A 23,053-nucleotide genomic window follows, 5' to 3' on the forward strand; every position below is an offset into this window, starting at 1 on the left:
AAGGAACGTTTGGGTCGCGCGGCTGGCCTTCCCTGAAGGCCGCCCGCGCCTACGCGATTTGGTGAAGGGTGCCCCGGTCCGCCGGTGGCGCCCTTTGCCTTTAAGTAGGGGAGGGCCGTCGGAGGCCTTCCGGCGGCTGGTCGGGATTTCCCGGGCACCGACGGTCAAACCCCTGAAAACACCGTTCTTTTCGGGCCCCTGGGCCTGTTGGGGAAAGGTGTTGCCGGCCCACCGGCCGCCTGCACAGACGCAGATCTGCCCCGCATACGAGGGGTATGCTGTTTTATCTGGACAAGCGGTTCCGAATGGTGAATAAACCGGCCCTCCGAGACGCGGGAAACTGCGGCCGGCGACGTAGGAGTGTAGCTCAATTGGTAGAGCACCGGTCTCCAAAACCGGGGGTTGGGGGTTCGATCCCCTCCACTCCTGCCACGTCGCCCCGCTGAACAGCGCGCCCGGACGGCCAAGCGGGCCGGTAGCGGCAGCGATGCCGAAGCAGTACGACGAGTAGCTCTGAACGTGGTGGCGTAGCCCTTATGGCGAAGACCAGTCCTGCCCAGTTCGCGCGCGAAGTGCGCCGTGAGATCGCCAAGGTGACGTGGCCGACCCGCAAGGAAACGGTCATCTCCACCTGGATGGTGTTCCTCATGGTCATCGTCGCGTCTCTGTTCTTCCTGGCGGTCGATCAGATCATCGCGTTCGCTGTCCGCCTCGTTTTCGGTATCGGAGGCTAAGGTCATGGCCGCGCGTTGGTACGTTGTTCACGTTTATTCCGGATTCGAAAAGAAGGTCTCTCAGTCGATTCGTGAGAAGGCCGCCCAGAAGGGTCTGGAAGATCAGTTCGAGGAAATCCTGGTCCCGACCGAAGAGGTCGTGGAGGTGCGCCGTGGCGCCAAGGTGAACTCTGAACGGAAGTTCTTTCCCGGCTACGTGCTGGTGAAGATGGAGCTGACGGACGAGAGCTGGCACCTGGTGAAGAACGCGCCGAAGGTGACGGGTTTCCTGGGTGGCGGCGGCAAGCCGCAGCCGATCAGCGAGGCGGAAGCCTTGCGCATCATGAACCAGGTGCAGGAAGGGATCGAGCGGCCCAAGCCCTCCATCCACTTCGAAGTGGGCGAGAACGTGCGTGTCACCGACGGCCCCTTCACCTCGTTCACCGGCCTCATCGAAGAGGTCGACGAGGACAAGGCGCGGGTCAAGGTGGCGGTGTCCATCTTCGGCCGTGCGACCCCCGTCGAGCTCGAGTACGCGCAGGTCGAAAAGATTTAAGCGGGACGGCGCCCCTGTTCTTCGGAACCGGGGCGTCTTCCCATTCCCCGCGTGGGAGGCAAGCCCGAAGGTCCCGGCAACGGGGCCGAAGTCCATGGGGCAAGCCGAACCACGCATCCCGCAGATCCGGGTGGCGCCCCTTGACCGGGGTTCCGTCCGGATTGTTGTTGAGGACATATCATGGCGAAGAAGATCGTCGGTTATATCAAGTTGCAGGTGCCGGCCGGCAAGGCCAACCCGTCGCCGCCCATCGGTCCGGCCCTGGGTCAGCGCGGCCTGAACATCATGGAATTCGTGAAGGCCTTCAATGCGAAGACGGCCGACCTGGAGCAGGGCATGCCCATCCCGGTCGTGATCACCGCCTACGGTGACCGTACCTTCACGTTCGTCACCAAGACCCCGCCGAACACCTACTTCCTGAAGAAGGCCGCCGGCATCACCAAGGGCGCCGTCCAGGTGGGCAAGGGCGCCGCGGTGGGCAAGGTGAAGATGTCGCAGATCCGCGAAATCGCCAAGACGAAGATGCCGGACCTGAACGCGAACGATATCGAGGCGGCTGCCAGCATGTTGGTCGGCTCGGCCCGTTCCATGGGCCTGGAAGTGGTGGAGGATTGATCATGGCCGGCAAGCGTCTCAAGAAGGCTAGCGCCACCGTCGACCGGAACAAGTTCTACGCCCTGGACGAGGCCGTCCAGTCGGTGAAGGGCAACGCCACCGCCAAGTTCGACGAGACCGTCGAGATCGCCATGAACCTGGGCATTGACCCGCGTCATGCCGACCAGATGGTCCGCGGCATGGTCCAGCTGCCCAACGGCACCGGCAAGACCGTTCGCGTCGCCGTGTTCGCCCGCGGCGCCAAGGCTGACGAAGCCCTGGCCGCCGGCGCCGAGCTGGTGGGTGCGGAAGACTTGGCCGAGAAGATCCAGGCGGGCGAGATGAATTTCGACCGCTGCATCGCCACCCCGGACCTGATGGCCCTGGTCGGCCGTCTGGGTAAGGTGCTGGGCCCGCGCGGCCTGATGCCGAACCCGAAGCTGGGCACCGTGACGATGAACGTCGGCGAAGCCGTGAAGTCCGCCAAGGGCGGCTCGGTCGAGTTCCGCGCCGAGAAGACCGGTATCGTGCATGCCGGCGTGGGCAAGGCCAGCTTCAGCCAGGAAGCCCTGGCCGAGAACATCAAGGCCTTCGTTGGCGCCATCAACCGCGCCAAGCCGACGGGTGCCAAGGGCACCTACATCGAGAAGGTCAGCCTGAGCTCCTCCATGGGCCCGGGCCTGAAGCTCGACGTCGCCGCCCTGGTCGCCTCGATCTCGGCCTAAGGCTGCAAGGAGTTTCCGTCCAAGCCGTTCGTTTCCATATGGGTTGGCCCATATTGGGACGGACGGCGAGGCCGGCGGAGGGCCGGAGCGATCCGTCCTTCCAACCCTGTCCAAGACTGCGGGCGCCAAGCCGGAACCGATCATCCCTTCGGGGGCGTGACGACCGGGGCGGCTTAATGAACGCCGGCATAGACAGGAGTAACAAGCGTTTTACAGGTGGACGGTTCCCCCGCCCGCTTGGATTGGATGGCTTGTCGCTTCTGGGGCAGGTTCACCGGTTTCGGGTGAAACCCATTCGTGGGTGGAGGCCGAGGCTACATTTGGACCGGGAAGAAGGGCGTGACCCGCCCGTCTGTCCCAGTTGTTAGGAGGCGAACCGTGGATCGCACAGAAAAGCAAGCGACTATCGCGGCTCTGCATCAGGCGCTCTCCGCCACCTCCCTGGTCGTCGTGACCCGCCAGTCGGGCATGACGGTCGCCGAGGTGACGGACCTGCGCCGCAAGATGCGGGCCGCTGGCGCGAGCTTCAAGGTGACCAAGAACCGGCTCGCCCGTATCGCCCTGAAGGGCACCCAGTTCGAAAAGCTGGACGACCTGTTCGTCGGCGTGACCGCCATCGCTTACTCAAGCGATCCGGTCGCGGCGGCCAAGGTTGCGATCGCTTATGCCAAGGCCAATGACAAGTTCAAGATCATTGGCGGCGGCATGGGCGGTACCGTCCTGGACGACAAGGGCATCGAGGCTCTCTCGAAGCTCCCGTCCATCGAAGAACTGCGTGGTCGCCTGCTTGGCATGCTCCAGACGCCCGCCACCCGCATCGCCGGTGTGCTGCAGGCTCCGGGCGGCCAGGTGGCGCGCGTGCTGTCGGCTTATGCCAAGAAGGGCGAGGCGGCCTGAGCCTCGCGTACTTTTCGTAAATCTCAAGACAAGACCTGATTTAGGAGAACATCCATGTCCAAGCTGGAAAAGCTGGTTGAAGAGCTGTCCGCTCTGACCGTCATCGAGGCCGCCGAGCTGTCGAAGCTGCTGGAAGAGAAGTGGGGCGTTTCCGCCGCTGCTCCCGTTGCCGTTGCCGCCGTCGCCGGCCCGGCCGCTGAAGCCGCCGCTCCCGCCGAAGAGCAGACCGAATTCACCGTGATCCTCGCCGACGCCGGCGACAAGAAGATCAACGTGATTAAGGAAATCCGCGCCATCACCAACCTGGGCCTGAAGGAAGCCAAGGACCTGGTCGAGGGTGCGCCGAAGACCGTGAAGGAAGGCGCCACGAAGGACGAAGCTGCTAAGATTAAGAAGCAGCTGGAAGACGCCGGCGCGAAGGTCGAGGTGAAGTAAGAAACGATCCCCTGTGGGCGTTTCTGAAAAAAAGATGGCGCTGGACGGTGGCACTCCCCATATGGGGGACCGCCGCCCGGCGCTGTCGCCTTTTTCTGGAGGATGTCGTATGGTGATCCTCCAGTTTCTTCCCGAAGAAGGTTCCGCGATGGAATTTGGGGCGGGAAGGGCAGTTTGAGTGTTTGGCGCCGGACGGCGGCCGCTTCCGAAGGGGGCGGGGCCGGACGCGCCTATTTGTGTTTGTTTCGCTTGCCGTCGCATCCAAATCGGCCGGCGCAGTTGACCCGGGCCTAGTTCACGAGAGGCGCATTTCATGGCCAAGTCGTTCACGGGACGTAAGCGTATTCGTAAGAGCTTCGGACGCATCCCCGAAGTGACCCGCATGCCGAACCTCATCGAGGTTCAACGGAGTTCCTACGACCACTTCCTTCAGATGGACACGGCGCCCGAGAAGCGCGCCAATCTGGGCCTTCAGGAAGTGTTCAAGTCGGTTTTCCCGATCAAGGACTTTTCCGACCGTGCCGTGCTCGACTTCGTTAAGTACGAGCTTGAACAGCCCAAGTACGATGTGGAGGAATGCCAGCAGCGCGGCATGACCTTCGCCGCGCCCCTGAAGGTGACCCTGCGCCTGACCGTCTTCGACATGGACGAAGACACCGGCCTGAAGTCCATCCGCGACATCAAGGAACAGGACGTCTACATGGGCGACATGCCCCTGATGACGGCCAACGGCACCTTCGTCATCAACGGCACCGAGCGCGTCATCGTCAGCCAGATGCACCGGTCGCCGGGTGTGTTCTTCGACCACGACAAGGGCAAGACCCATTCGTCGGGCAAGTACCTGTTCGCCGCCCGCGTGATCCCCTACCGCGGCTCCTGGCTGGACTTCGAGTTCGACGCCAAGGACCTCGTGTACGTCCGCATCGACCGCCGCCGCAAGCTGCCCGCCACCACCCTGCTGTTCGCGCTGGACGGCGCCGAGACGCAGCAGCTGCGGGCCCAGCGCGCCAAGGCCGGCCAGGGCTTGGCCCCGTATGAGGCCCAGGGCATGTCGAAGGAGGAGATGCTCTCCGCCTTCTACGACACCATCACCTATACCCGCGCCGGCGACGGCTGGAAGACCCCCTTCGTCGCCGAGCGCATGAAGGGCGTGAAGCTGGCCTCCGACCTGATCGACGCCCGCACGGGCGAGGTCCTGCTGCAGCGCGAGACCAAGATGACCCCCCGCGTGCTGAAGAAGCTGCAGGAGGGTGGCCTGGAAGAGGTGAAGGTGCCGACCGAGGAGCTGGCCGGCCGCTACCTCGCCATCGACATCATCAACGAGCTGACCGGCGAAGTGATCTTCGAGGCGGGTGACGAGATCACCACCGCCGCCATGGAGAAGCTGGAGAAGTTCGGCGTGGACGAGGTGCCGGTCCTGGCCATCGACCACCTGAACGTCGGCGCCTACATCCGCAACACCATGGCGGCGGACCGTAACGCCAGCCGTGAGGACGCGCTGATCGACATCTACCGCGTCATGCGCCCGGGCGAGCCGCCCACGCTGGAAAGTGCTGAGGCCCTGTTCAGCGGCCTGTTCTTCGACAGCGAGCGCTACGACCTGTCGGCCGTGGGTCGCGTGAAGATGAACGCGCGCCTGGGCTTCCAGACCGACGACCAGATGCGCGTCCTGCGCAAGGACGACATCCTGGCCATCCTGAAGCTCCTGGTCGAGCTGAAGGACGGCCGCGGCGAGATCGACGACATCGACCACCTGGGCAACCGTCGCGTCCGCTCGGTCGGCGAGCTGATGGAGAACCAGTACCGCGTCGGCCTGCTGCGCATGGAGCGTGCGATCCGCGAGCGCATGAGCTCGGTCGAGATCGACACGGTCATGCCGCACGACCTGATCAATGCCAAGCCGGCCGCGGCCGCGGTGCGTGAATTCTTCGGCTCCTCGCAGCTGTCGCAGTTCATGGACCAGACCAACCCGCTGTCGGAAATCACCCACAAGCGTCGTCTCTCGGCCCTGGGGCCGGGCGGTCTGACCCGTGAGCGCGCGGGCTTCGAAGTCCGCGACGTGCACCCGACCCACTACGGCCGCATCTGCCCGATTGAGACCCCCGAAGGTCCGAACATCGGCCTGATCAACTCGCTGGCGACCTATGCCCGCGTGAACCAGTACGGCTTCATCGAGAGCCCCTACCGCAAGGTGGTGGACAAGCGCGTCACCAACGAGGTGGTCTACCTCTCCGCCATGGAGGAAGGCCGCTACATGGTGGCGCAGGCCAACGCCACGCTGGACGCCGACAACCGGTTCGTGGACGAGCTCATCAGCTGCCGCAAGGGCGGCGAGTACATGATGACCCGCTCGGACATGATCGACCTGATCGACGTGTCGCCGAAGCAGCTGGTGTCCGTCGCCGCGGCGCTGATCCCGTTCCTGGAGAACGACGACGCCAACCGCGCGCTGATGGGCTCGAACATGCAGCGTCAGGCCGTGCCGCTGATCAAGGCGGACTCGCCCCTGGTCGGCACCGGCATGGAAGCGACGGTCGCCCGTGACTCGGGCGTGGCCATCGCCGCGCGCCGCGCCGGCGTGATCGACCAGATCGACGCCACCCGCATCGTCGTGCGCGCCACCGGCGACACCGACGCGGCGGCCCCCGGCGTCGACATCTACAACCTGCTGAAGTTCCAGCGCTCCAACCAGAACACCTGCATCAACCAGCGTCCGCTGGTGAAGGTGGGCGACCGGGTGGAGAAGGGCGACATCATCGCCGACGGTCCCTCGACCGACTTGGGCGAGTTGGCCCTGGGCCGCAACGTGCTGGTCGCGTTCATGCCCTGGAACGGCTACAACTTCGAAGACTCGATCCTGATCTCCGAGCGCATCGTGCGCGATGACGTCTTCACCTCGATCCACATCGAGGAGTTCGAGGTCATGGCCCGCGACACCAAGCTGGGCCAGGAAGAAATCACCCGCGACATCCCCAACGTCGGCGAAGAGGCTCTGAAGAACCTCGACGAGGCGGGCATCGTCTACATCGGTGCCGAGGTGAAGCCGGGCGACATCCTGGTCGGCAAGGTGACGCCGAAGGGCGAAAGCCCGATGACCCCGGAAGAGAAGCTGCTGCGCGCCATCTTCGGTGAAAAGGCCAGCGACGTGCGCGACACGTCCATGCGCCTGCCGCCGGGCGTCACCGGCACGGTGGTCGAGGTCCGCGTCTTCTCCCGCCGCGGCGTCGACAAGGACGAGCGCGCGCTGGCGATCGAGCGGGCCGAGATCGAGAAGCTGGCCAAGGACCGCGACGACGAGAAGGCGATCCTGGAGCGCAGCTTCTACACCCGCCTGAAGGAAACGCTGGTCGGCCAGTCCGTCCTGTCCGCCCCGCGCGGCATCAAGTCGGGCGAGGTCATCACCGAAGAGCTGCTGTCCGGCCTGTCGCGCGGCCAGTGGCGCCAGATCGCGGTCGCCAACGACCAGATCATGGAGAACGTGGAGGCCTACGGCCGGGTGTTCGACGAGAGCATCCAGAAGCTGCAGGAGCGGTTCGAGAACAAGGTCGAGAAGCTGCAGCGCGGCGATGAGCTGCCGCCCGGCGTCATGAAGATGGTCAAGGTCTTCGTGGCGGTGAAGCGCAAGCTGCAGCCCGGCGACAAGATGGCCGGCCGTCACGGCAACAAGGGTGTGATCAGCCGCATCCTGCCTATCGAGGACATGCCCTACCTGGCCGACGGCCAGGCGGTCGACATCGTTCTGAACCCGCTGGGCGTGCCCTCGCGCATGAACGTCGGTCAGATCCTGGAGACCCACCTGGGCTGGGCGTCGGCCAACCTCGGCAAGCAGATCGGCCAGATGCTGGACCAGATGCGCCATGCCGAGCCGGAGGCCAAGGCCCCCGTCCTTGAGAACATCAAGGGCCGCATGAAGCACATCTACGGCGAGGCCGCCTACACCGAGGAGGTGAGCGACCTGACCGATGGTGAGGTTCTGGAACTGGCGGGCAACCTGCGCCGCGGCATCCCGTTCGCGACCCCCGTCTTCGACGGCGCGCGGGAGGACGACATCGTCCGCATGCTGACGGAAGCCGGCATCGACAGCTCGGGCCAGATGGTGCTGACCGACGGCCGTACCGGCGAGGCGTTCGATCGCAAGGTCACCGTCGGCTACATCTACATGCTGAAGCTGCACCACCTGGTGGACGACAAGATCCACGCGCGCTCCATCGGCCCGTACAGCCTGGTCACCCAGCAGCCGCTGGGCGGCAAGGCCCAGTTCGGTGGCCAGCGCTTCGGTGAAATGGAGGTCTGGGCGCTGGAAGCTTACGGCGCCGCCTACACGCTGCAGGAAATGCTGACGGTGAAGTCGGACGACGTGTCCGGCCGCACCAAGGTCTACGAGGCCATCGTCCGTGGCGACGACAACTTCGAGGCCGGCATTCCGGAAAGCTTCAACGTGCTGGTCAAGGAACTGCGGTCCCTGGGCCTGAACGTCGAGCTGAACGAGCGGTCCTACTGATCACCGGTCGAGCTTGGGCGGCGCCCTCGGGGGATTCCCCCGGGGGCGCTCGTCCGTCCCGGTTCGCAGCCAATTGAATTCCCAGCCCTTCCCAGGGGAGACGGCTTATGAATGAGTTGATGAACATTATCGGCCAGGTGCAGGGGCCGCAGAGCTTCGATCAGATCCGCATCTCGATCGCCAGCCCGGAGCGCATCCGGTCGTGGTCGTTCGGCGAGATCAAGAAGCCCGAGACCATCAACTACCGGACCTTCAAGCCGGAGCGCGACGGCCTGTTCTGCGCCCGCATCTTCGGCCCGATCAAGGACTACGAGTGCTTGTGCGGCAAGTACAAGCGCATGAAGTACCGCGGCATCATCTGCGAGAAGTGCGGCGTCGAGGTGACGCTGGCCAAGGTCCGGCGTGAGCGCATGGGCCATATCGAGTTGGCCTCGCCCGTCGCCCACATCTGGTTCCTGAAGAGCCTGCCGAGCCGCATCGGCCTGCTCATGGACATGACGCTGAAGGATCTGGAACGGGTCCTGTACTTTGAAAACTACGTCGTCACCGAGCCCGGCCTGACTCCGCTGAAGCTGCACCAGCTTCTGTCGGAGGAGGAGTACATCCAGGCCCAGGACGAGTACGGCGAGGACGCCTTCACCGCGTCCATCGGCGCCGAGGCCATCAAGGTCCTTCTCTCCGCCATCGACATGGAAGAGGAGATGAAGACCGTCCGCGAGGAGCTGAAGGAGACTTCCAGCGAGGCCAAGCGCAAGAAGCTGGTCAAGCGTCTGAAGCTCATCGAGGCCTTCCTGGAATCCGGCTCGCGTCCGGAATGGATGATCCTGGACGTCGTCCCGGTCATTCCGCCGGAACTGCGCCCGCTGGTCCCCCTGGACGGCGGCCGCTTCGCCACGTCCGACCTGAACGACCTGTACCGCCGCGTCATCAACCGTAACAACCGCCTGAAGCGGCTGATCGAGCTGCGCGCACCGGACATCATCGTGCGCAACGAGAAGCGCATGCTGCAGGAGGCCGTCGACGCCCTGTTCGACAACGGCCGCCGCGGCCGCGTCATCACCGGCGCCAACAAGCGGCCGCTGAAGTCCATCAGCGACATGCTGAAGGGCAAGCAGGGCCGCTTCCGTCAGAACCTGCTGGGCAAGCGCGTCGACTACTCCGGCCGTTCGGTCATCGTGGTCGGCCCGGAGCTGAAGCTGCACCAGTGCGGCCTGCCCAAGAAGATGGCGCTGGAGCTGTTCAAGCCCTTCATCTACGCCAAGCTGGAACTGTACGGCATGGCCTCCACCATCAAGGCGGCCAAGCGCATGGTGGAGAAGGAGCGGCCCGAGGTCTGGGACATCCTGGAAGAGGTCATCCGTGAGCATCCGGTCATGCTGAACCGGGCGCCGACGCTGCACCGTCTGGGCATCCAGGCCTTCGAGCCGACCCTGATCGAAGGCAAGGCCATCCAGCTGCACCCGCTGGTCTGCACCGCCTTCAACGCGGACTTCGACGGCGACCAGATGGCCGTGCACGTCCCGCTGAGCCTCGAGGCCCAGCTGGAAGCGCGCGTCCTGATGATGTCGACCAACAACATCCTGTCGCCCGCCAACGGCAAGCCCATCATCGTCCCCAGCCAGGACATCGTCCTGGGCCTGTACTACATCACGATGGAACTGCCGGGCTCCGTGGGCGAGGGCATGGCCTTCACCGACATCGGCGAGATCGAGCAGGCGCTCGCGGCCAAGGTCGTCACCCTGCACTCCAAGGTGAAGGCCCGCTACCACACCGTGGACCAGGATGGTAACCCCATCGTGACCCGCGTGGAGAGCACCCCCGGCCGCATGCTGCTGTCGGAAATTCTTCCCCGTCACCCGGCCATCGGCTTCTCGATGATCAACCGGCTGCTGACCAAGAAGGACGTGGGCAACATCATCGACGCCGTCTACCGCCATTGCGGTCAGAAGGAGACGGTGATTTTCGCCGACCGCCTGATGAAGCTGGGCTTCAGCCACGCCTGCCGCGCCGGCATCTCCTTCGGCAAGGATGACATGGTCATCCCGGCCGAGAAGGAGACGCTGATCCATGAGGCGCAGGAGCGCGTCAAGGAGTACGAGCAGCAGTACCTGGACGGCCTGATCACCCAGGGCGAGAAGTACAACAAGGTGGTCGACGTCTGGTCGGAAACGACCGAAAAGGTCGCCGGCGCCATGATGAAGGTCATCGAGCAGCCGCGCCCCGGCGTGGGCGTCAACTCGGTGTACATGATGGCGCACTCCGGTGCCCGTGGCTCCGCCGCCCAGATCAAGCAGCTGGCCGGCATGCGCGGCCTGATGGCCAAGCCCTCGGGCGAGATCATCGAGACGCCCATCATTTCCAACTTCAAGGAAGGCCTGACCGTGCTGGAGTACTTCAACTCCACCCACGGCGCCCGTAAGGGTCTGGCCGACACCGCCTTGAAGACGGCGAACTCCGGTTACCTGACGCGTCGTCTGGTCGACGTCGCCCAGGACGCCATCGTCGTGGAAAACGATTGCGGCACCACCAAGGGCCTGACCATGCGCGCCGTCATCGACGGCGGCGAGGTTATCTCGCCCCTGTCGGAGCGCATCCTGGGCCGTTGCGCCTCGGTTGACGTGGTCGATCCGCTGAGCGGCAAGGTTCTCGTTCCGGCCGCTGGCCTGATCGACGAGCAGGCCGTGGAGCTCATCGAGCGCGCCGGCATCGACACCGTGCTGATCCGCTCGGTGCTGACCTGCGAGACCCGCGAAGGCGTGTGCGGTTGCTGCTACGGCCGCGACCTGGCTCGCGGCACCACCGTGAACATCGGTGAGGCCGTCGGCGTCATCGCCGCCCAGTCGATCGGTGAACCCGGCACGCAGCTGACGATGCGTACCTTCCACATCGGCGGTGCGGCCCAGCGTGGTGCCGAGCAGTCGTCCGTGGACAGCAGCCTTGATGCCAAGGTCGTCGTGAAGAACCGCAACATGGTTCTGAACGGCGAGGGCGTTCCCGTCATCATGGGCCGCAACGTGGAACTGGCGCTGTTCGACAGCCAGGGCCGCGAGCGCGCCCGTCACCGCGTCCCCTATGGCGCCAAGCTGAACAAGCTGCTGGTCGAGGACGGGGTGATGGTGAAGAAGGGCGATCGCCTGGCGGAGTGGGACCCCTACACCCTGCCGATCATCACCGAGCGGGAGGGTGTCGCCAACTACGTCGACCTGGTCGAGGGCGTGTCCATGCGCGAGGTGGTCGACGAGGCCACCGGCATCTCGTCCAAGGTGGTGGTCGACTGGCGCCAGCAGCCGCGCGGTGCGGATCTCCGCCCCCGCGTGACCCTGCGCGACGCCAACGGCGATGTCATCAAGTTGCCGAACGGCGTGGAGGCCCGCTACTACCTGAGCGTGGACGCCATCCTGTCGGTGGAGAACGGCGCGCATGTGAAGGCCGGCGACGTGCTGGCCCGTATCCCGCGTGAAAGCTCCAAGACGCGCGACATCACCGGCGGTCTGCCGCGCGTGGCCGAGCTGTTCGAGGCCCGTCGTCCCAAGGACTTCGCCATCATCTCGGACATCGACGGCCGGGTTGAGTTCGGCAAGGACTACAAGACGAAGCGCCGCATCGTCGTCATTCCCAACGACGAGAACGAGACGCCGCGTGAGTACCTGATCCCGAAGGGCAAGCACATCTCCGTGCAGGAGGGTGACTATGTCCAGAAGGGCGACCTGCTGATGGACGGCAATCCCGTCCCGCACGACATCCTGGCCGTCATGGGCGTGGAGGCTCTGGCTTCCTACCTCACCAACGAAATCCAGGACGTCTATCGCCTGCAGGGCGTGAAGATCAACGACAAGCACATCGAGGTGATCGTTCGCCAGATGCTGCAGAAGGTCGAGATCGACGAGCCGGGTGACACCACGCTGCTGATCGCCGAACAGGTCGACCGCGCCGAGTTCGAGGCCGAGAACCGCAAGGTCCAGGCCCGCATGGACGAAGGCGAGGGTGGTCTGCGGTTCGCCCGCGGTCGTCCGGTGCTGCAGGGCATCACCAAGGCCAGCCTGCAGACGCGTTCCTTCATCTCGGCCGCCTCGTTCCAGGAAACGACCCGCGTCCTGACGGAAGCCGCCGTCCAGGGCAAGTCGGACAACCTGGAAGGCCTGAAGGAAAACGTCATCGTCGGCCGCCTGATCCCGGCGGGTACCGGCAGTGTCGTGAACCGCCTGAAGCAGATCGCCGCCGAGCGCGACCGCGAACTCTCCGCCTTGCAGGCGGGCGAGGATCCGGCCCTGCCGGCGGACGTCTCGACGGAACAGCCGGCCGCCTAAGGCGACCGACTGTCTAAGTAAAGCGAAGGGCCGCATCCCTGCCGGGGTGCGGCCCTTTTCTCATTCCGGCGCGGCGCGCTGCCACGAACGTGGCGCGCAAGTGTCAGTGCGCCACCGGCTGCAACAGCCCATGGGCCTGCATGGGCAACGGCAGCGGCGTACCCACATGCCAATCCGCCGCCATGGCATGAGCCGATTGCCGCTCGTCGGCGGACAGCCGCTGCTCCAACCGCGTGCGCAAGGCGGCGGCTTCCGGGCTTGTGCTGTGGCTGAGGTTCAGCAGAATGTAAGCGGCGACGGCATCCTTGGGCACCCCGTCACCCACCTCATATCGGGTGCCGAGGCAATACAGCGCGTCCTTGTCGTCCTGTTGCGCGGCCTCCGTGCCCCATCTCGCCGCCTCTTCGGGGTCCTTCAGCGTGCCGATACCCAGGCTGTAGATGCCGGCCAGGTTCTTTTGCGCCTGGAGGTCGCCGTTGATCGCCGCCCGTTTGAACAGAGCGAGGCCCTTAGCGGGGTCCTGAGGCACGCCCCGCCCCAGGAAATAGAGCGAGCCCAGGTTGTTCATGGCATGGGCGTGGCCCTGCGCGGCGGCCTTTTCGTACCAGGCGCGGGCCTTGACGTTGTCATGGACGAACCGAGGCGAGGCGCCCCGGCCCGAGGCCGGCTCGATCGTCACCGTTGGTTCTTCATAGATCCATCCGAGATAGGTTTGCGCCTCGGCGTCGCCCTTTTCCGCCAGCGGCATCAGCAAGGCCACTGCCTCGGTTTCCTTCCCCGCCTCGAAGGCTGCGATACCCTGGTCCAGGGTGGATGTCGCGGCGGTTTGTACGGCTGGAATGGTGGATGTCGGTGGCGTGTCAGCCTGCATCGTCGCAGCACCGGCTGGTGCCACCGCGACGGTCAATCCGGCGGTGGCCCACGCCGCCAAGATCAAGGCACGCGACATGCGCGGCCATTCCAATCTGCTGTTCCCCATCTGACACCCTCCATGCGTCGGCCCGTTACCGAGCGTGTTGGCGGAGAGTGCTCAACAACTAAGGCGAGATAGTGACAGGCAATTACGTCCGCGTCGCCGTCGGCAGCGGCTGGCCGGGGCGCCATGTCTTGGCCAGGGTTTGCGCCTCCGCTTTCTGGGCGGTCGTCAGTTCGCCGTCCAGGCGGGTGCGCAGGGCCTGGGCGTCGGGGTTGTCGCCGGACAGCACGATCAGGGTGTAGGCCAGCACCGGGTTGCGCGGCAGTCCGGCGCCGGTGTCGTACAGGCGGGCCAGCAGGGTCTGGGCGTGCGGGTCGCCCTGGCGTGCGGCGGCGCGGGCCCAGTGGGCGGCTTCCGCGTCATCCTTGGGCGCGTCCTGACCGAGATAATAGATCATTGCCAGGTTCATCTGGGCCTGGGCGTCACCCTTCTTGGCGGCCTTGCGGAACAGGCTGATGCCCTTGGCCGCGTCCTTCGGGACACCGTTGCCCAGATAGTAGAGAGAGCCCAGGTTGTTCAGGGCGTGGGCGTGGCCCTTGTCGGCCGCCTTCCGGTACCAGGCCTGGGCGCGGGCGTAATCCACCGGTACGCCCAGCCCCTTCTCATACATCCAGCCGAGATAAGTTTGGGCCTCGGCATCGCCTTTGTCGGCGGGGGGCGCGAGTTCGGCCAGGGCGGTGGGGTAATCCTTGCGCTCGAACGCGCCGACGCCTTTCTGCGTGTTGGCCAGGGCCACCCCGTCAGCCAGGGCGGCGCACAGGGGCACCAGGGTGGCCGCCAGCACGGCGGATTTGCGCCAGGAACCATGTTGCATGCCCAAACCCTCCATAACGGCGGTGACGCGGCACCGCGGCCGCCCAATTCAGCCTGCCGGCGTATTGGGGCGGGAAGGGGGCGCGGCTGGCACGGAGTCTGTGATTTCGACGTGACATGCTTCTTTCCGTCCTGGCGCCGCTGGTCTTTGGCAGCGGGCCGTCTGCCTATAGCGACGGTGGAGGTTCCGCATCGTGTCGCCCTGTGCAATATTGCTGGTAAGTTTTGCACGTAAAGATAAGCAGACCGGTCCAGCCCATGGTGGCGCAGATCGTTCACGGCGATGGCAGGAGAAAAGGATGACTGAGACGATCACCACCGTGTCGCTGCCGGATGGAGGCAAACGCATTATCGGCACGTCGGGTGATGACGCCTTGGTTGGCACGGCCATGGCCGACTATATCAGCGGCGCCGGTGGCAACGACACGCTGACCGGCGGCGGGGGCGTGGATATCCTGGTCGGTGGCGCCGGCGATGATTCCATCACGGGTGCCGGTTTGCTGGTAGGCGGGGCTGGGGACGACACGATCACCGGTACCGGGTCGGTAACAACCGCGCTATATGACGTTAAGCAAAGCCAGGCGGCCGTCACCCGGGCGGGTGCCACGGTCACCATCACCACGCCGGATGGCGGCACCGACACACTGTCCGGTGTGCAGTACGCGCAGTTCAGCGACGGCATCGTCCAACTGAGCACGGTAGTGACCCCGATAGCCCGGTCCATGCCGAACAGCGGCGAGTCGGACATACCCTTGGCGTCACTTTTTTCAATCGTGCCCTTACCTGGTGCGACGCCGACGACCGTCACTTTCAAATCCACGATCCGGTGGTGGGATGGAGGCAACTCTGTTTCCATCCTCTCCAATAATGCAAATGGCGTAACCGTCTCATATGCTGACTGGTTGAAACTATACATACAAGGAGATGCGGCGGGCCATAATACGGCTACTGTTCAAATAGTTGTCTCCGATGGGGTCCAGGATGTGAGTGCCACTGCAGTGCTGTCTACGGCCAGGCATGAGGCTTTCGTATCCAGCATCACATCCATGGGCGGCACCCCTGATGGCGGCGCTCAGTATCAAGTGACGTTCAACGACAATGTTACCGGTGTGGACGCTGGTGACTTCATGCTGGTGAAGACAGGGACGGCGGACGGGACGGTCACGAACGTGAACGGTTCAGGCAAGTCCTATGTTGTGACGGTGGGCGCCGTTTCCGGTTTGGGGAGCTTGCAACTGGGCATCGACGCGGGGGCGGCCAACCTTACGGACACCGACCTTTATGATCCCATCGTTGGCACTTATTCCCATGGCTATGGCACGACCTATACGGCGGACGTCCTGTCGGTCAACCGGCCGGCGGTGCTATGGACCGACACCACGGCGAGCCAATCTTCCACCTCCGCCGCTTTCTCCCCTTATGAGGGGCCGGTGGATTACCTGCGCAGCCAGTTCCTGTGGTCAAGCAATGACAACGTGGCGATAAAAGCCTTGGGGCCCAACGTTTACCTGCGGGGTGGGGCTGGCCAGGACGCCCTGGCGGTGTCTGCCGGCAGCAATGTGCTGGACGGCGGCGGCGGTTCAAATTTCTTGGTGGGTGCCACCGGCCAGGATGGAGGGAGTGATGTGTTCTTCATCGATGCCCAGGATGGTCTGGCGAGCTGGAGCACGGTCGTCAATTTTCATGCGGGCGACACCATCACCATCTGGGGTTATTCCAGCACATCGACTTCCACTTGGGGCGCTGACGAGGGCGCGGACGGCTTCAAGGGGGCTACGCTGCAGGCAGCGCTGGGCGGCGCAGGTGGGAGCGCCAATACCTATGTCACCCTGGCGGGGCTCAGCCTGGCTGACATCCAGAACCATGTCACCCAAACGGTGGGGACGTCAGGCGCCGGTGGTCTCACCTATCTAGCCCTCACTTATCACGGCTGATCCTATTGCAGTCAGAAAGGTGCGGCGCTTATTTGCCCATCTTCTTCACGGCGTTCACCGCCTGGTCCAGGGCCTGTAGGAACTGCGACTTGTCGCGCTTGGCCATGGGGGCGTTGCCGCCCTGGACCACGCCCATGGCGCGCAGGTCGCTCATCAGGGCGCGGGTGGCGATGGCGGTGCCGATGGATTGCGGGGTGAAGGGGCGGCCGGTGGGCCCGATCACCCGGCTGCCGGCCTTCAGGCAGCGATCCGCCAGCGGGATGTCGGCGGTGATGACGATGTCGCCCACGCCGCAATGGGTGGCGATCCAATCGTCGGCGGCGTCGAAACCGTCGCTGACCACCACCAGCTGCACCAGGCCCCCCGGCGGCACCCGCAGCGGGCCGTTGGAGACCAAATAGGTCTTCAGCTGGTACCGCTCCGCCACCTTGAACACCTCTTCCTTCACGGGGCAGGCGTCGGCATCGACATAGATATCCAGCATAGGGTTTAAGGCTTTCGAATGCGTGCCGCCTGCGTTGCGCGCGGGTGGGATGGTGGGGTAAAAGGCGTCGCCGGCTGGGCTCAGACCCTGCCCTTGTTGCCACCCTTTGTGAAGAGACAGCCCATGGCGTCGTACCAATATGTATACGTGATGAAGGGTGTGACCAAGGTCTACCCCGGCGGCCGCAAGGTGTTTGAGAACATCTGGCTGAGCTTCTACCCCGGCGCCAAGATCGGCGTGCTGGGCGTGAACGGCTCGGGTAAGTCCACCCTGCTGAAGATCATGGCCGGCCTGGACAAGGACTACAACGGCGAGGCCTGGGCCGCCGACGGCGTGTCTGTCGGCTACCTGCCGCAGGAGCCGCAGCTGGATCCCAACAAGAACGTCCAGGAAAACGTCATGGACGCCCTGGGCGCCACTAAGGGCCTGCTGGACCGGTTCAATGAGGTCAGCAACGCCATGGCGGACCCGGACGCCGACTTCGACGCGCTGATCGCCGAGCAGGCGGAGCTGCAGGAGAAGATTGACGCCGCCGACGCCTGGGACATCGAGCGCACCGTGGACATCGCCATGGACGCGCTGCGCTGCCCCCCGGGTGACGCCGACGTGACCAAGCTGTCGGGTGGTGAGAAGCGCCGCGTGGCGCTGTGCAAGCTGCTGCTGTCCAAGCCCGACATGCTGCTGCTGGACGAACCGACCAACCATCTGGACGCCGAAAGCGTCGCCTGGCTGCAGCGCTTCCTGGCCGACTACAAGGGCACGGTGGTGATGGTCACCCACGACCGTTACTTCCTGGACAACGTCACCGGCTGGATCCTGGAACTGGACCGCGGCTCGGGCATCCCCTACGAGGGCAACTACTCCAGCTGGCTGGAGCAGAAGGAAAAGCGCCTGGCCCAGGAAGGCCGCACCGAGGACGCCCGCCAGAAGCAACTGGCCCAGGAACTGGAATGGGTGCGGCAGAGCCCGCGCGCCCGCCAGGCCAAGTCCAAGGCCCGTATCCAGGCCTACGAGGAATTGTTGGCCCAGAGCACGAAGGAGGCGATCACCGATACGCAGATCGTCATTCCCGTGCCGCCCCGCCTGGGCAACGTGGTCATCGAGGCCGATCACCTGAAGAAGGGCTTCGGCGACCGCCTGCTGATCGACGACCTGTCCTTCCGCCTGCCGCCGGGCGGCATCGTGGGCATCATCGGCCCCAACGGCGCCGGCAAGACCACCCTGTTCCGCATGATCACCAACCAGGACACGCCGGATGCCGGCACCTTCAAGGTGGGTGAGACGGTGAAGCTGGGCTATGTCGACCAGAGCCGTGACGCCCTCAACCCCAACAAGACGGTGTGGGAAGAAATCTCCGGCGGCCTGGACATCATCGAGCTGGGCAAGAAGTCCATGCCCAGCCGCGCCTATGTCTCCGCCTTCAACTTCCGTGGGTCCGACCAGCAGAAGAAGGTGGGGCAGCTGTCGGGCGGTGAGCGCAACCGCGTGCACTTGGCCATGATGCTGAAGTCCGGCGCCAACGTCCTGCTGCTCGACGAACCGACCAACGACCTGGACGTGGAAACCCTGCGCGCCCTGGAAGAGGCGCTGGTCAGTTTCGCCGGCTGCGCCGTGGTCATCAGCCACGATCGCTGGTTCCTGGACCGTATCGCCACCCACATCCTGGCCTTCGAGGGCGAAAGCCAAGTGGTCTGGTTCGAGGGCAACTACCAGGACTACGAAGCCGACCGCAAGCGCCGCCTGGGCGCCGCGGCCGACCAGCCGCACCGCATCAAGTACCGCCCGCTGGTGCGCAACTGAGCGGCTAGGGTCAGTGGAATGGGGAACGGGGAGCGGTCACGCCGCTCCCCGTTTTCGTTGGTGGCTCATTCGCCTCGCGTGGCATCCGCCACTAGGCGGCGTAATTGCTCCAGCGGGCAGTCCATCGCTAGGCCGGCCTCGCTGCACCCGGGGATGAAGACGGGTGTCGACAGGGGTGGCTGGGCCTCCGTCAGGGGCGCCAGGGCGCGCAGCTGGTCCAGGCTTTGCGCCGTGAAGCGGGTGCGGATGACGGTTTGGCCGTCCGCCCGGCGCCAGCGTTCCAACACCAGCGCTGCTCCCGGGGGCACCTGGTCGGGCTGATAGCCCGGCAGCACCCAGTCCAGGCGCAGCAGGCCGGCCAGCAGCAGGAGGGTGCCGTCGTGGCCCACCAGCACGGTGACGGCGGGGCCGTCGCCGGCCAGCAGGTCCACCAGATGCCGGGCGAGCGGCCCGGCGCCCACGCGGGCGATGTAGGGCGTGCGCAGCCGGGCATCCAGGTCGGCGGCATGCGCGGCGCCGGCGCGGTTCAGCGCGTCGGCGTTCACCCGCCCGCCCAGCAGGCTGGTCAGCGGCGCCCCATCGGCATAGGCCATGATCAGGCTTTCCGTCAGGCCTGACGCCGTGGCCAGCGGGCTTTGCAACCTTAGCCAGTCCTCGCCCTGGCCCCGATCCAGCGACGACGGCACGTCGGTCAACAACCGGTGGCTGGCCAGCCTGCCACCGGGCTGGGCCTGCGCGTGGCATTCCGCCGGGGCGCAGTTCAGCAGCAGGCGCTGCAGGGCCTCCACCGTGTCGGCATGCGCCGCCGTCCAGGCCGTGGCGTCGCCGATGCGCCCGCGCACCGCGGCCAGGGCCAGGTCGGGATCAAGATGCGTGGCCCCCGCCGGCACGGGATCGAACAGCGGGTCGGCCTTGGTCGACACGGTGTCGACGCGGGCGGGGCAACCGGGCAACAGCTGTTCGGCCAGCGCCCGCCCCGTCTCCACCGTGCGCTGGGGCAGGTTGGCGTGCACCTGGGCGGCGGCGCAGTCCCCGGTCGGCAGCAGGCCTAGCGCCCGGTAGTGCTCCCGATAATAGGCGCCGAACAGGCTGGCTGCCTGGAAGCCGTGGGCCGTCAGGTGGCCGGGCGGCACGGCGAAGGCCGGCCAGGCCTCCGCCGTCCAGCGGCCCAGTTCCTCTGGTGTCGACATGGCGGCGCGAATGCCGTGCCGGGTCAGGATGACCACCCGTTCCAACTGGTCTTCTGCCGCCCCGGCCGCCTCCGGCCGGGCGGGCAGGGCCAGCAGCAGCATCGCCGCCGCCAGCCCCCGCAGCAGGGCCTTGCCGCGCATCAATACTTCGCCCGCACGCCGAACCGGAAGGTGCGGCCGAAGTCGGTGTATGTCGCGAAGATGCCGTTGTTCACATACTGGCTCTGCGCCGCACCGGTGACGTTGATGGCCTCCGCCGTCAGGGTCAGGTGGTCGTCCACCGCGTAGGTGGCGTTCAGGTCCAGGGTGCCGAAGGCCCGATCGTTGACCGAGGACAGGCCGTTGGTGCCCACCTGGTTCAGGATGTTGCCCGTCCAGCTGTAGGCGGCGCGCACGCCGATGGGGCCTTTCTCATAGAAGGCGGTCAGGTTGTAGCTGTGACGGGCCACACCGGGCAGGTCGGCCTCGAAGAAGCGGCCGGTGGTGATGTCGTGGTAGGTCGCCCCGGAGTTGGTGATGGTGAGGTTGGCCAGGAAGCCCAGGCCGTCGAAGGGGGCGGGCAGAAAGGTGAACAGCTGCTGATAGGCCAGCTCGCCGCCGATGACATGGGCGCCGCCGCCGTTGACGGGGGCGGTCAGCAGATAGCTCTGCCCGTCCACCACCAGCGGGGTCACCTGGTTGAAGGTGAAGGTGCTGATGTCCTTGTAGAAGAAGTCGGCGATCAGCGCGCTGCTGCGGGTGAAGTACCACTCGGCCGAGGCGTCGTACTGCCAGGCCTCGTACGGGCGCAGCTGCGGGTTGCCGCCGGTGGCGGTGAAGATGGTGTTGGAGGAGTTCAGCGTGATCTGCGGGCCCAGGCTGGACAGCGACGGCCGGGTGATGACCTTGGACGCCGCCAGGTGCAGCTGCACGTCGGGCTGCAGCTCCAGCACCAGGTTGGCCGAGGGCAGGGCGTTGGTGTAGATGCGCTCGTACCGCACCGGGATGGCCTTGGTGCCGCTGGTGGCGCTGCCGCTGGACGTCTGGTCGGTGTTGGTGACGCGCACGCCGGCGTCGCCGCGCAGGGGCAAACCGAACAGGGTGGTGGACAGGCTGGTCATGACGTAGCCGGCGCCGATGGTTTCCGTCACCTTGTAGGAATTGCGCTGGTCGGCGGCGGTCAGCGGCTGGTTCACCAGGTTGGGATCCATGCGGCTGTAGAAGGCGCTGGTGTCCGGCACCAGCCAGGTGCGGGGTAGGGTGCCGGAGGCGTCGGCCAGGAAGCCGCTGACCGGGAAGCTGTCGTAATAGCTGGCGGGGAAGTACTGGCCGGCGATGTTCTGGGTGATGGTCAGGTCGCGGCGGTCATAGTCGCGGCCCCGGTCGCGGTACTTGGCGCCCATCTGGATTTTGGAGAAGGGCCCCCAGTCCAGGTCATGCTCCGCATCGAATTGGATGGCGCCTTCGGTGTCCTTGGCATTCTCGGTGCGCCATTCCAGGCGGCGGCCCGGCAGCAGGGTGATGGAGTTCAGGTCGGCGGTCAGATAGTTCAGGCTGGGCACGCCATCGTCCGACGACGGCATGCTGAAGCTGACTTGGCCGGCGGACCCCAGGATGCGGGACCGGCGGATGGGCGTGGGCGTGCCGCTGTCGGCGCGGTTGTAGGCGCCGTCGGCCGACAGGGTCCAGCCGTCGATGCGGTATTTGCCGTTCAGGCCTACCTGGTAGTTGGTGTGCAGCAGGTCGGACTCCTCGCGCCCGATCTGCACGCTGACCGGCGCGGTCGCCGCCACAATAGCGCCATCCCGGATGGACACGCTGCCCGGCACCGCCTTGGATATGGTCCAGTCGGCGGAGTAGGTCTTCTCGTCGTAGTGCATGTTCAACCGGGTGAACAGCACGTCCAGCCCGACTTCCAGATTGTCATTCGGCGCCCACTGCGCCGCCGCGTTCATGCCCACGCGGCGGCTGTGCTGCATTTCCAGGGTCGGGCGCACGCCGCTGGCGTCGATGACCGCGCCGCTGTCGGCCTTGCCGTCGCCGTTGGTGTCGATGCCGTTGGGGTAAAGGGTCCAGTTGCTGCCCAGCACGCGATCCTGGCGCACCGTGCGTTCGTCATACACCGCAGCCAGCAGGACGCCGAAGGTCCTGGCGTCGTTGTTCCAGCTGGTCAGGCCGGAGACGTGAGGGTCGGCGGCGTCGGCCAGCTGGGCGTAGCTGCCGCTGGCGGAGCCGGTGAAGGTCAGGTCGCCCAGCTCCAGCGGGCGAAAGGTGCGGATGTTCACCAGGCCGCCGATGGCGCCCTCATCCTGGCTGGCAAGGGGGCTTTTCACCACCTCGATGCCCGACACCAGCTCCGACGGCAGGGTGTCGAAGCGGAAGTTGCGTCCCGACTGGCCGCTGTCGCGCACGTTCTCGTTCACCGCCATGCTGCGGCCGTTCAGGGTGGTGACCTCGAAATCGGGCCCCAGGCCGCGAATGCGAACGAACAGGCCCTCGCCCCGGTCGCGGGAGATGGTGACGCCCGGGATGTGCTGCATGGCCTCGGCCACGTTCTGGCTGGGGAACTTGCCGATATCCTCAGCCGAAATGGCGTCCACCACGTTGTCCGCCTGGCGCTTGGTATCCAAGGCGCGGGTGACGCTGCCGGCGAAGCCGGTGACGACGATCTCCTCCAACGGGCTGGCGTCGGCGGCCGCCAGGCTGCCGGCGGGCGCGGTGGCCGCCGGGGCGGCGGTCGCGGCTTTGGTGGCCCCCATCTTCAGCACGACGCTGTCGCCATCCAGCGTGTAGTCCAGCCCAGTGCCGGCCAGCAGGCGGCCCAGCGCATCCGAGGTGCTGAAGGCGCCGTTGAGGCCGCCGGTGCGCTTGCCGTCCAGCAGCGCCGGGTCGGCCAGCACCTGCATGCCGGTGGCGCGGGAAAAGGCGTTGAGGGCGCCACGCAGGTCGCCCGCGGCGATGATGAATTGCGTCAAGCTTTGTGCCGCCGGGGCGGCCGGCGCCGTGGCGGTCAGGGCGGCCGTGGCCAGCGCCAGGGCGGAGGCCGAGGCGCGCAAGCGGCGCAGGGTGCCGGTGAGCGGCGTGTCCAGGTTCTTCATTCTTGTCCCCAAATCCCGTGGCCGCGTCCCCCCGTGGGCGCGACCTCGGGC

Annotated in this window: 16 protein-coding genes and 1 tRNA gene; 12 read left to right on the plus strand and 5 right to left on the minus strand. The window is 65.7% G+C overall.

Annotated elements, in window-relative coordinates; all coding sequences use genetic code 11:
• Positions 1–356 precede the first annotated feature (356 nt).
• From P5F91_RS11345 to rpoC, 9 genes are all read left to right on the plus strand, one after another.
• Positions 357–432, plus strand: a tRNA-Trp gene (locus P5F91_RS11345).
• A 104-nt stretch (positions 433–536) separates the two neighbouring features.
• Positions 537–734: a preprotein translocase subunit SecE gene (secE, locus tag P5F91_RS11350; RefSeq protein WP_040842369.1), complete on the plus strand. Its 198-nt coding sequence runs from the start codon at positions 537–539 to the stop codon at positions 732–734.
• Between the two features lie 4 nt (positions 735–738).
• Positions 739–1,269 carry a transcription termination/antitermination protein NusG gene (gene nusG / locus P5F91_RS11355; RefSeq protein ID WP_004271317.1) on the plus strand — a complete coding sequence of 177 codons (531 nt, stop codon included), beginning with the start codon at positions 739–741 and terminating at the stop codon, positions 1,267–1,269.
• Between the two features lie 180 nt (positions 1,270–1,449).
• Positions 1,450–1,884, plus strand: a complete 435-nt coding sequence (gene rplK / locus P5F91_RS11360) for a 50S ribosomal protein L11 (RefSeq protein ID WP_040842373.1) — start codon at positions 1,450–1,452, stop codon at positions 1,882–1,884.
• Positions 1,881–2,588: a 50S ribosomal protein L1 gene (gene rplA / locus P5F91_RS11365; RefSeq protein ID WP_422394463.1), complete on the plus strand. Its 708-nt coding sequence runs from the start codon at positions 1,881–1,883 to the stop codon at positions 2,586–2,588. The genes rplK and rplA overlap by 4 nt, the downstream gene beginning before the upstream one ends.
• Before the next feature lie 378 nt (positions 2,589–2,966).
• Complete coding sequence (gene rplJ, locus P5F91_RS11370) at positions 2,967–3,485, plus strand: 50S ribosomal protein L10 (RefSeq protein WP_040842376.1); 519 nt, start codon at positions 2,967–2,969, stop codon at positions 3,483–3,485.
• Positions 3,486–3,539: 54 nt separating this feature from the next.
• Positions 3,540–3,920: a 50S ribosomal protein L7/L12 gene (gene rplL, locus P5F91_RS11375; protein ID WP_145613980.1), complete on the plus strand. Its 381-nt coding sequence runs from the start codon at positions 3,540–3,542 to the stop codon at positions 3,918–3,920.
• 313 nt (positions 3,921–4,233) lie between these two features.
• Positions 4,234–8,421, plus strand: coding sequence for a DNA-directed RNA polymerase subunit beta (rpoB, locus tag P5F91_RS11380; RefSeq protein ID WP_145613979.1), 4,188 nt, complete (start codon positions 4,234–4,236; stop codon positions 8,419–8,421).
• A gap of 107 nt (positions 8,422–8,528) precedes the next feature.
• Positions 8,529–12,728, plus strand: a complete 4,200-nt coding sequence (gene rpoC, locus P5F91_RS11385) for a DNA-directed RNA polymerase subunit beta' (protein ID WP_277907215.1) — start codon at positions 8,529–8,531, stop codon at positions 12,726–12,728.
• A 103-nt stretch (positions 12,729–12,831) separates the two neighbouring features.
• Here rpoC and P5F91_RS11390 read toward each other — a convergent pair whose 3' ends face one another.
• Positions 12,832–13,599, minus strand: coding sequence for a tetratricopeptide repeat protein (locus P5F91_RS11390; protein ID WP_186455045.1), 768 nt, complete (start codon positions 13,597–13,599; stop codon positions 12,832–12,834).
• Here P5F91_RS11390 and P5F91_RS11395 point away from each other — a divergent pair.
• Positions 13,586–13,711, plus strand: a complete 126-nt coding sequence (locus tag P5F91_RS11395; protein ID WP_277907216.1) for a hypothetical protein — start codon at positions 13,586–13,588, stop codon at positions 13,709–13,711. The two genes, P5F91_RS11390 and P5F91_RS11395, sit on opposite strands and share 14 nt — an antisense overlap.
• 78 nt (positions 13,712–13,789) lie before the next feature.
• Here P5F91_RS11395 and P5F91_RS11400 read toward each other — a convergent pair whose 3' ends face one another.
• Entirely contained in the window at positions 13,790–14,518 is a 729-nt protein-coding gene (locus P5F91_RS11400; protein ID WP_186455044.1) for a tetratricopeptide repeat protein, read from the minus strand.
• Positions 14,519–14,816: 298 nt separating this feature from the next.
• Between P5F91_RS11400 and P5F91_RS11405 the strand changes: the two genes are divergently transcribed.
• Complete coding sequence (locus tag P5F91_RS11405; RefSeq protein ID WP_145613975.1) at positions 14,817–16,451, plus strand: calcium-binding protein; 1,635 nt, start codon at positions 14,817–14,819, stop codon at positions 16,449–16,451.
• A gap of 28 nt (positions 16,452–16,479) precedes the next feature.
• Here P5F91_RS11405 and P5F91_RS11410 read toward each other — a convergent pair whose 3' ends face one another.
• Entirely contained in the window at positions 16,480–16,932 is a 453-nt protein-coding gene (locus P5F91_RS11410; protein WP_211102832.1) for a YaiI/YqxD family protein, read from the minus strand.
• A gap of 126 nt (positions 16,933–17,058) precedes the next feature.
• Between P5F91_RS11410 and ettA the strand changes: the two genes are divergently transcribed.
• Complete coding sequence (ettA, locus tag P5F91_RS11415; protein ID WP_088871006.1) at positions 17,059–18,735, plus strand: energy-dependent translational throttle protein EttA; 1,677 nt, start codon at positions 17,059–17,061, stop codon at positions 18,733–18,735.
• Between the two features lie 65 nt (positions 18,736–18,800).
• Here ettA and P5F91_RS11420 read toward each other — a convergent pair whose 3' ends face one another.
• Positions 18,801–20,066 (minus strand): histidine-type phosphatase, encoded by a 1,266-nt coding sequence (locus P5F91_RS11420; RefSeq protein WP_145613973.1) that lies wholly within the window; start codon positions 20,064–20,066, stop codon positions 18,801–18,803.
• Positions 20,066–23,002 (minus strand): TonB-dependent receptor, encoded by a 2,937-nt coding sequence (locus tag P5F91_RS11425; RefSeq protein WP_277907217.1) that lies wholly within the window; start codon positions 23,000–23,002, stop codon positions 20,066–20,068. Before P5F91_RS11425 ends, P5F91_RS11420 begins: the two co-directional genes overlap by 1 nt.
• Positions 23,003–23,053 lie beyond the last annotated feature (51 nt).

This window comes from Nitrospirillum amazonense (genome assembly GCF_029594735.1).
GTDB lineage: Bacteria > Pseudomonadota > Alphaproteobacteria > Azospirillales > Azospirillaceae > Nitrospirillum > Nitrospirillum amazonense.